The sequence below is a fragment of the Granulosicoccus antarcticus IMCC3135 genome, from assembly GCF_002215215.1.
Lineage (GTDB): Bacteria > Pseudomonadota > Gammaproteobacteria > Granulosicoccales > Granulosicoccaceae > Granulosicoccus > Granulosicoccus antarcticus.
The window spans coordinates 4601621-4613879 of record NZ_CP018632.1; the positions used below are offsets into that span (position 1 = coordinate 4601621).

At 53.8% G+C, this 12259-nt stretch carries 15 protein-coding genes; 9 read left to right on the top strand and 6 right to left on the bottom strand.

Annotation, left to right across the window (positions count from 1 at the left end):
- Positions 1 to 7: 7 nt before the first annotated feature.
- From IMCC3135_RS19940 to IMCC3135_RS19950, 3 genes are all read left to right on the top strand, one after another.
- On the top strand, positions 8 to 1201 hold the full coding sequence (locus IMCC3135_RS19940; RefSeq protein ID WP_088919207.1) for an NAD(P)/FAD-dependent oxidoreductase: 1194 nt from the start codon (positions 8 to 10) through the stop codon (positions 1199 to 1201).
- Between the two features lie 252 nt (positions 1202 to 1453).
- Complete coding sequence (gene hpaR, locus IMCC3135_RS19945) at positions 1454 to 1909, top strand: homoprotocatechuate degradation operon regulator HpaR (protein WP_205737626.1); 456 nt, start codon at positions 1454 to 1456, stop codon at positions 1907 to 1909.
- A 118-nt stretch (positions 1910 to 2027) separates the two neighbouring features.
- Positions 2028 to 2735, top strand: coding sequence for a haloacid dehalogenase type II (locus IMCC3135_RS19950; RefSeq protein WP_088921958.1), 708 nt, complete (start codon positions 2028 to 2030; stop codon positions 2733 to 2735).
- A gap of 2 nt (positions 2736 to 2737) precedes the next feature.
- Here the strand turns inward: IMCC3135_RS19950 and IMCC3135_RS19955 are convergent, their stop codons facing one another.
- From IMCC3135_RS19955 to IMCC3135_RS19970, 4 genes are all read right to left on the bottom strand, one after another.
- The gene (locus IMCC3135_RS19955) at positions 2738 to 3004 is read right to left on the bottom strand and encodes a DUF4404 family protein (protein WP_088919208.1); all 267 of its coding nucleotides are present in this window, start codon (positions 3002 to 3004) and stop codon (positions 2738 to 2740) included.
- Between the two features lie 46 nt (positions 3005 to 3050).
- The gene (locus tag IMCC3135_RS19960; RefSeq protein ID WP_088919209.1) at positions 3051 to 4601 is read right to left on the bottom strand and encodes a phospholipase D family protein; all 1551 of its coding nucleotides are present in this window, start codon (positions 4599 to 4601) and stop codon (positions 3051 to 3053) included.
- Positions 4602 to 4618: 17 nt separating this feature from the next.
- Complete coding sequence (locus tag IMCC3135_RS19965; protein WP_088921959.1) at positions 4619 to 4954, bottom strand: NIPSNAP family protein; 336 nt, start codon at positions 4952 to 4954, stop codon at positions 4619 to 4621.
- A 127-nt stretch (positions 4955 to 5081) separates the two neighbouring features.
- Positions 5082 to 5792 carry a FadR/GntR family transcriptional regulator gene (locus IMCC3135_RS19970; protein ID WP_088919210.1) on the bottom strand — a complete coding sequence of 237 codons (711 nt, stop codon included), beginning with the start codon at positions 5790 to 5792 and terminating at the stop codon, positions 5082 to 5084.
- Positions 5793 to 5934: 142 nt separating this feature from the next.
- Between IMCC3135_RS19970 and kduI the strand changes: the two genes are divergently transcribed.
- From kduI to IMCC3135_RS19995, 5 genes are read left to right on the top strand one after another with little or no spacing between them, the layout of a single operon-like run.
- Positions 5935 to 6765 carry a 5-dehydro-4-deoxy-D-glucuronate isomerase gene (gene kduI, locus IMCC3135_RS19975; RefSeq protein ID WP_205737627.1) on the top strand — a complete coding sequence of 277 codons (831 nt, stop codon included), beginning with the start codon at positions 5935 to 5937 and terminating at the stop codon, positions 6763 to 6765.
- Positions 6762 to 7538, top strand: coding sequence for a 2-dehydro-3-deoxy-D-gluconate 5-dehydrogenase KduD (kduD, locus tag IMCC3135_RS19980; protein ID WP_249776155.1), 777 nt, complete (start codon positions 6762 to 6764; stop codon positions 7536 to 7538). Before kduI ends, kduD begins: the two co-directional genes overlap by 4 nt.
- A gap of 36 nt (positions 7539 to 7574) precedes the next feature.
- Positions 7575 to 8804, top strand: coding sequence for a D-amino acid dehydrogenase (locus IMCC3135_RS19985; RefSeq protein ID WP_088919212.1), 1230 nt, complete (start codon positions 7575 to 7577; stop codon positions 8802 to 8804).
- 55 nt (positions 8805 to 8859) lie between these two features.
- The gene (locus IMCC3135_RS19990) at positions 8860 to 9354 is read left to right on the top strand and encodes an RNA pyrophosphohydrolase (RefSeq protein ID WP_088919213.1); all 495 of its coding nucleotides are present in this window, start codon (positions 8860 to 8862) and stop codon (positions 9352 to 9354) included.
- Between the two features lie 13 nt (positions 9355 to 9367).
- The gene (locus IMCC3135_RS19995; RefSeq protein WP_088919214.1) at positions 9368 to 9898 is read left to right on the top strand and encodes a GNAT family N-acetyltransferase; all 531 of its coding nucleotides are present in this window, start codon (positions 9368 to 9370) and stop codon (positions 9896 to 9898) included.
- On the opposite strand, the gene IMCC3135_RS20000 is transcribed toward IMCC3135_RS19995, so the two are convergent.
- The gene (locus tag IMCC3135_RS20000) at positions 9893 to 10288 is read right to left on the bottom strand and encodes a hypothetical protein (RefSeq protein WP_088919215.1); all 396 of its coding nucleotides are present in this window, start codon (positions 10286 to 10288) and stop codon (positions 9893 to 9895) included. The genes IMCC3135_RS19995 and IMCC3135_RS20000 overlap by 6 nt on opposite strands.
- A 155-nt stretch (positions 10289 to 10443) precedes the next feature.
- On the opposite strand from IMCC3135_RS20000, the gene IMCC3135_RS20005 reads away from it, so the two are divergent.
- Entirely contained in the window at positions 10444 to 10866 is a 423-nt protein-coding gene (locus IMCC3135_RS20005) for a VOC family protein (RefSeq protein ID WP_088919216.1), read from the top strand.
- Positions 10867 to 10957: 91 nt separating this feature from the next.
- On the opposite strand, the gene IMCC3135_RS20010 is transcribed toward IMCC3135_RS20005, so the two are convergent.
- A complete protein-coding gene (locus IMCC3135_RS20010) occupies positions 10958 to 12244 on the bottom strand; it encodes an amylo-alpha-1,6-glucosidase (RefSeq protein WP_088919217.1) in 1287 nt (428 codons plus the stop codon).
- Between the last annotated feature and the right edge of the window lie 15 nt (positions 12245 to 12259).

Genomic DNA, 12259 nt, shown 5'->3' on the forward strand with positions numbered 1-12259 from the left:
ATTTTCAATGAACAATCCGAGACATGACATCGTCGTCATAGGTGGCGGTGTTATCGGTATGAACATCGCGTACAAGCTTGCAAAATCAGGCCGCGATGTTGCCTTGATTGAACCCGATGAACTCGGCATGGGGGCCTCCTACGGCAATGCTGGCACCATTGCAGATTACGCAACCATTCCCCTGGGTACGCCCAATGTTCTGCGAGACCTGCCTCGCCTGATGTTCGATCGCGAAAGCCCCTTGTCCATCCACTACTCCGTCGTACCTCGCCTGCTGCCCTGGCTGATCCAGTTTGCCTTCCAGAGCTTGCCCGGACCCAGCCGTGCCAATGCAAAGGCACTGGGACAGCTACTGAACAATGCAAACGCTCTGTGGCGAACCACCGCCGAGGAGCTCGGTGCCTCCCACTTGCTGCATCAACGCGGCTGTCTCTATCTGTATGACAGTGAAAACGCCTTCATTGCGGCAAAAGCTGATGAAAAGATGCGGCGTGATAATGGTGTGGCCCTCGAGGTCATCTCTGCCAGCGAGGTTCTTCAGCTGGAACCCGGCCTGAGCACCTTTCAGGGAGGCGCTCATTATTTTCCTGATGCCACCAGCATTGATGACCCGGGAGCGCTCATGAAAACCTTTGCCTCCAGGCTGAATGATCTGGGGATGAGCGTCATCAAGGCCCGCGCCAATAACATCGTGGAACACGGTCAATATAGTGACATTCACTGTGACGACAATCTGATCGTCAGTGCACGCAAGGTGGTCATAGCCGCCGGCGCCCATTCCCGTGCCCTGGCCAGATCCGTGGGCGAGAACGTGACGCTGGATACCGAACGTGGCTACCATCTCGAATTCGACATGCCCAAGTCCCCGGTTAGCCGCCCGGTTTGCTCGGCACGTCGGGGCTTTTATGCATCGCCCATGAATGGTCGTCTGCGTATTGCCGGTACCGTAGAATTTGGCGGCGTTGATTTACCCGCCTCGCCACAACGTCTGGCAATGCTGGAACGTGGTGCCCGCGAGCTGCTGCCTCAGCTCGGTGAAGTGAGCCGAGCCTGGCTCGGATTCCGCCCCTCGGTACCCAACTCTGTACCGATCATTCGCCGTTCAAAACGCAGCAAGCATATTATTCTGGCTTTCGGTCATGGTCACATCGGCGTCACACTTGCGCCTGTCACAGCAACCATGGTTCAGGCACTGATCTGAGGCACCCCCGAACAGCCACCTTTGCCGACTTGTCACGTCTTGCTCGCAAGCGGATCGGGATGAGCAACAAACGTATACAGGACTTGGCTCCTTACCCCAATCGTCAATCTGATGATGCTCTATGCAGCATGTTCCTGGCGTAAATAACCCCTCGATCGTGCATTTGGTTAATCTGTTAAGTATTATTTGCAAGTAGAAAGTCGGACACTTGGCAACACGGCCCTGAATTGAGGGCTATTGGATAATGCAAGAATGACGACCGAAGAAACACCCCTGGCACCCGCACTCAAGCGTACAGACAGATCCTTGCCCATCGCACTGCTGCGGGCACGTGAAACGCTCATGATACCGGTGCGTGAAATGCTGCTGCAAAGCCGCATCACTGAACAAAAATATCGAGTGCTGAGAGTCGTTGAAGAGTCCGGCCCTATCGAGCAGACTCGTATTGCGCAAAAAGCCTGCCTGCACCAACCCAGCCTGACCAGAATCATGCACGCACTGGATCGGGATGGATTCCTCGTACGCACAACCAATGAACACGATAAGCGCCAGACAATAGCGGTTATAACTGACGCTGGCCGCCAGCTGATTCTGGAACATACGGCGCTGAGTGAGGATCTCTTCCTGCGTCTGGAGAATCAGTTTGGCACCGAGAAAATGGATACGCTGCTGGACTTGCTGGATGAGCTGCAACAAGTCCAGCTGTAACGAGTCCTGAACTTGTTTCAGGCCAGCTCAGCCCTGTACCCTTTCGGGTGTCATGCGGCTGTACGGACAATGCCCGGATGTCTATAGTAATACTTTGCTCTGGATGACACCAATAGCCATGCCCAACGACACACAGGTTTCGATCATCGTATTCGATGTCAATGAGACGCTTCTCGATATCACCACGCTGGAGCCGGTATTCAATCGACTCTTCTGCGATGCAACCTTGTTGCGTGAGTGGTTTGCACAATTGGTCCTGTATTCCCAGACAATGACGCTGTCCGGTCTGTACACCCCGTTCGGCGAGCTGGCCATTGGCACACTGCGCATGCTGGCAAGCATTCATGGTGTCGTCGTGTCCGAGCGAGACATTGATGAGATGCGACAACTACTCGGCTCCATGCCTGCTCACCCCGATGCGGCACCGGCACTCGAGCGCTTGCACAAAGCGGGTTTCCGTCTGGTGACACTGACCAACTCGGCAAGTGCCTCAAGCCCGACAGCTCTGGAGCAGGCCGGCCTTGCCCAATATTTCGAGCAATCATTCAGTGTTGAAGCGGTTCGAAAATTCAAACCGGCACCCGAGACATATCAATTGGTAGCCGATGAACTACAGGTCCAGCCTGCACAGCTCTGCCTGGTAGCCTGCCACCTCTGGGATACCATCGGTGCGCAGGCTGCAGGCTATCGAGGTGCCTTCCTGACCCGTCCTCACAATGCCTTTCTGCCAGCCGACAATGTTCTTGTTCCTGACATCAGCGCATCAGAGCTGGCAAGCCTGGCCGATCAGATCATTGCACGATGGGGCTCAGCCAGCACCTCCTGAGATCAGATGCCCATGGCAGCCAGTCGTGTCATCAGATCATTGGCCATTGCCGTAACGCGCGGGTATTTGGCTTCATAGGTTTCAACCAGCGCCATGACCGATTCAGCCGTCGACGGATCTTCGCTCAGGGGTTCGCCAATCAATTGAGCGTCCATGAGATCAGCCAGTTGCGCAAGATTGTTGCGTGTTTCGACATCACTGTCTTCCAGCGTTTCGATTTCTGATCGAAGTTCCTGAATTGCCTTGCCAAGCTCTAACTTGTTAGTCATTACACCTTGCTCCGTTGATCATTGTTTTCCTGTCAACAGTATATCCCTACAGCAACCATTCGAAAGGCAGCCAGGTCAACATATAGACACTGACACGCTGCAACCGAGTCATATCGGGTTCGGTCGTATGTACGATGGTTTCACCAGTCGGTGTCACTTCTATCCATTCCAGCGAATGGCTCTTGCCAAGCCTGAGGCGATACGCCGAGCTCTCCAGACGTTCGAGCTGCGATTGACAAAGCGATTCGGCAAATTCGACACTGTGGAAAAAGATACCCATCTCGGTATTGTGGATAGCCGAACGCGGATCCAGATTGAAGGAGCCGACGAATTGCTGCTTGCGATCGATGATGAATGTCTTGGCATGCAGACTGGATCTTTTCGAGCCCATAAAGGACAGACTTGTTGTCTGACTATCCGGTTTGAATTCGTACATTTCGACACCCATCTCAACCAGCTCCTGCCGATAATCGATATAGCCAGAATGTACTGCCACCACATCATTGGCAGCGAAGGAATTGGTCAGCAGACAGATCCGCACACCGCGCGCCCTCAGCTCGCGAAAAACAGCCATGCCTCGCTTGCCGGGGATAAAATAGGGCGAGCTGATCAGCAGCTCCTGCTGTGCCGATGACAGCAACTTGATGATGAGAGAGGCAAGATTGCCTTCAGTATCAAAGAGTCCAGTCATTACTTTTTGTGGAGGGTCGTACACGACCCGACTCGAGCCGAGACAGGCCTCAAGATTGCCTGACATCAGTTGCTCGAGAGCAAGTTCCTCATGCGCGTTGCTGTGTTCGCGAAATCTGTCCTGACCCTGCGCCATCTGCTCTTTACACAGTGCAAATTGCTCCTCGTTACAGGGCTTGCCAAGCTGTATCACCTCAACGGCAATACCACTATGCCAATAGGCATCGAACTGCTTGACGACATCCACAGCCACCGGTCCTGCACCGATGACATCAAAATCGGCGAAAGACACCCCGTCTCCCACATTGAAATACTCATTGCCGATGTTACGCCCACCCACGATGCTGACGATCTTGTCCACCGTGAAGGATTTGTTGTGCATTCGCCGGCTGGATCTGGGAAATCTTGCCAGATAGTCCAGAATACGCGCCGGTCGAAGCCACACCGGATTGAAAATACGGATCTCAAGGTTGGTGGTCTCTCTGGCCAATCGTGCCAAAACAGGCTCGCGCCCCTTGATGCCGATATCATCCAGCAACAGCCGCACCTTGACACCCCGTCCTGCCGCCTCGATCAGGTTGGCTAATAGAGCCTGTCCCGCCTCGTCGTCGTGAAACAGATAATACTGTGCATCAATGGTGTGCTGCGCCAGATCCGCCAGACGAAAACGGCTCAGCAAGGCTGTCGAAGCCTTGCCAAGCGGCGAGAACAGAGAGCCTGGATGCTTCTCGGCGTTAGCGTCAAGCAATGCATCGACAGCCTCTGATAGAGCCGTATCAGGAACCGTTTCATCGCAAGCACATGACTCTGGTACAACTTTCAACGCTCTGTTGCCAAGTACCCGAATGAGCAGCAACACGACGATGATCAGAGCGGTGACATACATCAGAACTGGATAGTCACTCATGCGCTGGCTCTAGCATCTCACTTGGCCGATCGGGCCTCCGGATCAAAAAATGGGGCTGGCTTGACCAAGGTGTTTGTCTGCAGAATGAGATTGCCTGCCGCCGCGCTATGCTTCAGAAAAACCTGCCATAACGGGTCTGCAACCATGTTCTTGCGTCGGTTTTCGCGATCTGCAGCACTTTCGTAAACCCAGATATGGATATAGGAATTCACATCGCCTGTCTCGACCTGACCATAGACCAACGGCTCCCCCAGATGCTTGCGCTGTACATCCCAACCGTGCTCTTTGTACAATTTCAGCTGTGCGGCAATGGTGCCTGGTTGGCAGCGGTAAGTGCGGACGTCATACAGCATCGAATCTACTCCAGATAAACCGAACAGCAATGGTATAACAGGAACGCCGATCTCTGTCTGCAGGAGTACTTCGGAACGAACTACCAATCATCAAAATTTGCTGATAGTTATCATACCAATCACGCAATCACCCTCTGGACAACGCTCGATATCGCTCCAGACTACCAACCAGATGTGCCCTCATGGCCTGCCTGGCCTCCTCAGCCGCATGCCGCTCTATCGCCAGCAATATCTCTTCGTGCTCTGCACGCAAATCCACCAGATAGGACTGATAGGCTTTACTGTCAGGCACAAAGCCCAACTTGCTTCTGGGAATGGTTTGTCGCCCAAGGTATTCCATGAAGGCTTTGTAGGCAGGGTTGTTAGTGGCATCTGCTATGGCCTGATGAAAATCAAAGTCTGCACCTTCTGTCTCTGTGCCATTGCTCAGAGCATCGGAGTAATTTTTCTGACAAGTGCGTATTTTCTCAACCTGCCCGGGTGATGCCCGAGTGGCAGCCAGAAAGGCTGCTTCTATTTCAACCGCAGCCCGCAGCTCCAACGTATCAACGATGGCTATGATTTCGTTTGACATATCGGACAGCGATGGCAATCCATTGAGCGATGACGGCTTGTCTGATTTGACGTACAAGCCACTGCCTTGTCGCGATTCTATCAAGCCTGCAGCCCGCAATCCGGCAATAGCCTCTCTGACCACTGTGCGGCTCACACCATAGGTTTCGCACAGAACCCGCTCGCTCGGCAGCCTTTCTCCGACCGGTGGCTGGCCTGCCACTATTTTCTTGCGCAGGTCTTGCTCCATACCGGCCGCCAATCGCGGTTTGTGCTTCGTACTCATCAGCCTCACTCGTTATGAGCATCCATTTCCAGACATCCTACACCCAAGCCCGTTGATAAATTAGTTGTCATACCAATTTAAAAAAAGATTGAAAAATCGGTATAATGCATTCATCTAAATTTCCCACCAGAGAAGCATGACAATGGATATTCGTCAGGTCAGTAGCCCAACTGAAACACGTGGTTTTGACACCCGGCAACTGCGCGAAGCCTATCTCATCGAAACCCTGTTTCGTCCCGGTGAGATCTGCATGACTTACAGCCACCTGGACCGCACCGTCATCGGTGGCGCAACACCCCTGAGCGAAGCCTTGCCGCTGGTAGCAAACAAGCAGATTGGCTCACCCCGATTTCTTGACCGCCGCGAACTGGGCATCTTCAACATCGGTGGCAGCGGTCGTATCGTTGTCGATGGCACCGAGCATGAGCTGAAACGCACCGACGCACTCTATGTCCCCATGGGCACCGCAGAGGTGGCTTTCATCAGTGACGACGCCGCCGACCCGGCGCGTTTCTACTTTATCAGCACCCCAGCCCATGCCGCCCACCCGCTCAAGAAGATTACGGCAGAAGATGCCAATCTGATCAATCTGGGAACACAGTCTGATGCCAACGTCCGGCAGCTGCGTCAGTACATCCACCCGGACGTCTGCACCTCCTGCCAACTGGTCATGGGCATGACACTGATTGCCGATGGCAGCGTCTGGAACACCATGCCGTGCCACACACACGATCGACGCACCGAAGCGTATCTATACTTCGACATGGCCGCTGACACACGCGTCATTCATCTGATGGGCGAGCCTCAGGAGACTCGACATTTGATCGTGGCCAATGAGCAGGCCATACTCTCACCTGGCTGGTCCATCCACAGTGGCACTGGCACCGGTCGCTATGGCTTTATCTGGTCGATGGCTGGCGACAACCAGGACTTCAACGATATGGATTTTGTAAAAATGCAGGATTTGAAATGACTGAGCTCTCCACCGGAATGTTCAATCTTGATGGCAAGACCGCACTGGTTACCGGTGCCAACACCGGCCTGGGACAAGCCTTTGCCGTAGCCTTGGCAAATGCCGGTGCACGAGTCGCCTGCCTTGGCCGCTCCGATATGGAAGAGACTCTGGAGCTTATCAATGGTGGCCAGAATGATGGCAAGCGCGCCATCGCCATCAAGGCCGACCTTGGCAGCCTGGAGCCCATCGATCGCATCGTCGCTGAAGTCATGGCCTGGTCTGGCAGTATCGACATACTGGTCAACAATGCCGGCATCATCCGACGTGCAGATGCGCTGGACTTCAGTGAAGCTGACTGGGATGCCGTCATGGATGTCAATCTCAAATCCCTGTTCTTCCTGAGCCAGGCAGTGGCCAAAACCATGGTGCCCGGCGGTACTGGCAAAATCATCAACATCGCCTCACTGCTGTCTTTCCAGGGCGGCATACGCATCCCCTCTTACACCGCCAGCAAGAGTGGCGTTGCGGGACTGACCAAGTTGTTAGCCTGCGAATGGGGACCCAAAGGCATCAATGTCAACGCCATAGCCCCGGGATATATCGAAACCAACAACACACAGGCCCTGCGCGAAGACCCTGATCGCAACAAAGCCATACTGGACCGCATTCCAGCCGGGCACTGGGGCAACCCCTCTGATGTAGCGGGAGCCGTAGTATTCCTCGCCTCAGATGCCGCAAATTATGTGCATGGGATTACACTACCGGTTGACGGTGGATGGCTGGCTCGCTGACACTGTATTCTCGATGGTTTAACTCAAAGGCGTTACATGAAACATATAGCAGTTGTCGGTGCTGGTATCTCCGGTGTCACTACGGCCTATTCCCTGCTCAAGCGCGGTTATAACGTTACGATCCTCGATCGCAATCGCTATGCAGCCATGATGACTTCATTCGCCAATGGAGGCCAGTTATCGGCCTCCAATGCAGAAGTCTGGACGCAGTTTTCAACCATCATCAAGGGCATGCGCTGGATGCTCAAGCGTGACGCCCCTTTGCTCGTCAACCCAAAACCTGACTGGCACAAGTATTCATGGATGGCCGAGTTCATGGCCAACATCCCCAATTACGAAAGCAACACCATCGAGACCACCCGTCTGGCCATTGCCGCGCGTGAACACCTGTTCGAATGGGCCAAACAGGAAAATATCGATTTTGACCATGAAGCGCGTGGCATTCTGCATATCTGCGTGGACAAAGCCGGCTTCGAGCATGGTGAGCGTGTCAACGCAATGCTGGCCAAAGGCGGACTTGAACGTCGTGCAGTCACGCCTGATGAGATGCGTGCCATTGAACCTGCCATCCGTGGCGATCTCTACGGTGGCTTCTATACCGAGAGTGATTCAACCGGTGACATTCACAAGTACACCCGAGGCCTGGCTCAGGCTTGCGAGCGAATGGGCGGCCGTTTCATGTTTGATGTCCGAGTCCAGACTCTGACTCACGAAGGCGACAAGGTTCATGTGACCTACCATCAGGACGAAAACTACAGCGTCGAACGCGACACCTTTGACGGCGTGGTCATCTGTGCTGGTATCGAAAGTCGACGATTCGCCGCCCAATTGGGTGATCGAGTCAACATCTATCCGGTCAAGGGCTATTCAATCACCATTGATCTACCTAACGCTGAAAGCCGTGAAGCGGCCGCCTGGGTCAGCTTGCTGGATGACAAAGCAAAAGTGGTGTCAAGTCGCCTGGGCGAAAACCGTCTGCGCATTGCCGGCACCGCTGAATTCAACGGGGTGAACTACGACATACGCGACAATCGCATACGTCCTCTGGTGGCCTGGACGCGTCGCCTGTTCCCGGGTGTCGACACGGAACATGTCGTGCCTTGGGCAGGTCTGCGGCCAATGATGCCGAACATGATGCCTCGTGTTGGCGCAGGTAAGAAACCCGGCGTTTACTACAACACCGGTCACGGCCATCTAGGCTGGACATTGTGCCCTGCGACCTCCGAGATACTCGCGGATGTCGTCGAGCAAACAATGCCGGTATAAGAAGGCCAAACACAGCCATTCGAAAAACCAACGCTGACCCACAAAAAACATTACCGTGACCCCTGAACAAATCGCTCAATTGCCCTATCGCCCCTGCGTAGGCCTGATGATTATCAATAGTGATGGCCATGTGTTTGTGGGTCAGCGTATCGACAACGTGGAACCCGCCTGGCAAATGCCTCAAGGCGGGGTCGAGAAAGGTGAAACCACCCCCTTGGCCGCTCTGCGTGAACTGGGAGAAGAAACGGGACTCGCTGCTGCCGATATAAAAATCGTGGCTGAAAGTGCCGATTGGTTTACCTATGATCTGCCGCATGATCGAGTGCCGGGAATCTGGAACGGTCAATATCGGGGACAAAAGCAGAGGTGGTTTCTGCTACGACTGCTAAGCGAGGATTCTGCCATCAACATCCAGACCGATGAGCCTGAATTCAACCAATGGCGCTGGCTGGAGCCTGCACAGCTGGTTGACAGCGCAGTACCATTCAAACGTGAAGTCTATGCCTCCGTACTCGCAGAGTTCTTACCTTTGATCCAAAAGGACTCGTGAATCAACACCGTTGATGCGAACTGAAAGACTGCTATTACGGCAATGGAAAGAAGCGGATAGAGAGCCCTTTGCAGCGTTGAATTGTGACGCTGATGTCATGCGCTACTTCCCTCGCCTGATTACTCCTGAGCAGTCCAATGGCTTCATCGACGCCCAAACCGATCACATCGCCACCCATGGCTGGGGAGCGTGGGCGGTCGAAAGAATCGACAGCGCAGAGTTCATCGGCTTTGTCGGCTTTTCTCACCCGGCAAGCTGGCACCCCTGCGCCGGGGAAATTGATATTGGCTGGCGTCTGGACAAGCGACACTGGGGCCAGGGCTATGCTACCGAGGCGGCCAGTTTCGCCCTGAAAACAGGCTTCAATTCACTCGGATTCAAGGAGCTGGTCTCGTTCACCTCAGAGTGCAATTTGCCATCCATTGCCGTCATGATAAAAATTGGCATGCGAGAAGATCTACAGGGATTCGAGCACCCTCGCATAGATGTTTCAAGTCAGCTGCGCAGACATGTCATCTATCGCCTGGCCAGAGCCGCCTTATAACGGATTGTACTTGAGCGATCGAAGAAACAAACCCAGCCCACCAAATGCCAGAACCAGTATCACAAGCAGGTCGAATGAGCTCATGCCACGCAGGCCAAATTGCGCATTAGCCAGCACGCCGACAACCAACGCCACCAGCGATCCGATGCTCAGCAGCCAGCCAATATAGTTTTTGACATTGTAGAAAATGAAGACAACGCCTGCGATCAACGGGATCATCAGTGTTCCAGAGGTGATACCCAGCCCACCAATGCCGTAAAGACGCATTCCCAGGCCAAATCGAGACTCGATGGTGATGGCGTTGAACAACAAGTAAAATCCGGCAACCATCATCACGATACCAATCAGGAACTGCAGCTCCCCGCCTTGACTGCCACCTGCTCCACGCATCGCGATAACTCCATGTTGTAACTTTGACGCATAGAGTATAGCGGCAAAAACAGACAGAATTATTGGCCGCACTGAGGTCACAGCGTCCCATCAAATCAATCACGACACGCCAAAACTTGCTATCTTGAAACTTGTCATCACACAAGGTGTAAGTCATGACTGATCAAAACGATGCAGGCAAGGTCACTGGCATTGGTGGAATTTTCTTTCTCGCCAACAAAGACACCAAAAGCCTGACCCAGTGGTACGAAAAGCATTTAGGCATCCCCTTGCAGGAATGGGGCGGAGCTGTCCTTGAGTGGAAAAATGATACCGCTGAAGACGGTGGCGCAACCGTCTGGCATGTTGCAGCCACTGACAGCGATCTGCTGGCGCCGAGTCGTGCGCGATTCATGATCAACTACCGCGTCGATGATATGCAGGCGCTTATTGCGAAATTAACAACTGCTGGCGTAGAGATTCTTGAGGGTCCGCAATATCACGAAAATGGCGTATTCGCATGGATTGTTGACCCGGAGGGCAACAAGATAGAGCTCTGGGAACCCATGATCTGGGATGAGAAAAACAAGGGCGCCTGAGCACTCGTACAAGAAAAATTCAACAAGTTGCACAGCCTGCATTACACCAGGCTGTGCATTTCCCTGAACGTACTCGAATTACACGATGATGCTACGAAGCATTATCACGCAGAAATTCCATGACCATGGCCGCCGTCCACGTGAAAGTATCTCCACCCAGTGGCTCGCCAGATTTCGGATCGTAGTATTCAGCAAACCCTGACTCATCAATGAGCTTCAGGCTGGCCTGCCTGATCTTTTCGAACAGTTCGGTATGCCCTGCCCGGTCAAGCCCGTTGGCGATCATGTAGTTGATGATCAGCCAGGCAGGTCCGCGCCAGTAACGCTTGCCGTCGTAACGACTATCCGTCGGATCATGGCTGGGCACCAGGTAGTTGACCTGCTCACCCAGTGTTGTAATACGCTTTGCCAGTGACTCCATTCTTGCCGTTGGTACACCGGCAAAAACCGGCAACAAACCACCCACGGAAGCGCTATCTACCGCCTTGCCACTCACCCTGTCAAAACAGACATACTGTTGCAAGCGCTCATCCCACAGCGAATCCAGCGCGGCCAGACCCGCCTTGGCACGCGCCCTGTTGCGTTCTGCAACCTCAGGCTCACCCAGCGCATCGGCCAGGCTCGCCAGGTCGTTACACGAACGAATCAAAATGGCGTTGAATCCCGGATCAACCACCTTGAATGGTGATTGCTCATGCAACACCTCATTGTTCCAATCCAGTGACCTGAAGTGCTGCACCAAAGAGATGAATCGATCGTATTGCGCCATCGTAGGCCTGTGATCCGCATGAGCGTGCTGCAGATCACGGCGTTGATACGGCTCAAGCCCCTCTGTAGGCACGGCATCCAGGGCCGCATCCCAATCAATTGAATTATCCCGTCCCGACTCCCACGGATGTATCAGCGCAACCACGCCGGTACCGTGCGGATCACGACAACGAAAGAACCATTCGTGCCAGCGGTCTATACGTTGCAATAGATGGCCAGCCTTTTCTCTTGCCAGATCCTTGTCTTTCGCACGTTCGAATAGCAGGTTGGCGGCAAAACCTGCCACCGGTGGTTGAGTGATACCGGTCGTTGGCACAGTCCGGCCCGTTCTCCACACCTCGGGCCCCGGAAAGTAGCCATCATCAAGCTTGTGAAAAATGATATGCGGCACCATGCCATCATCCCACTGGTGCTCGAACAGAGTGACAAGCTCGGTCCAGGCACGTGCTTCGTCCACGTGTTGCTGGCCGATGGCAACCAGGCATGAATCCCAGTTCCATTGAAACGGATAAAGCCCGCTGGTGGGCACGGTGTAGTGACCACGATCGTTGATATCAAGAATCTGGGCAGCGCGCTTGTACAGGTCGTCGCGATGTGTATTTTGTGCCATGTGATTAAGTTCGAA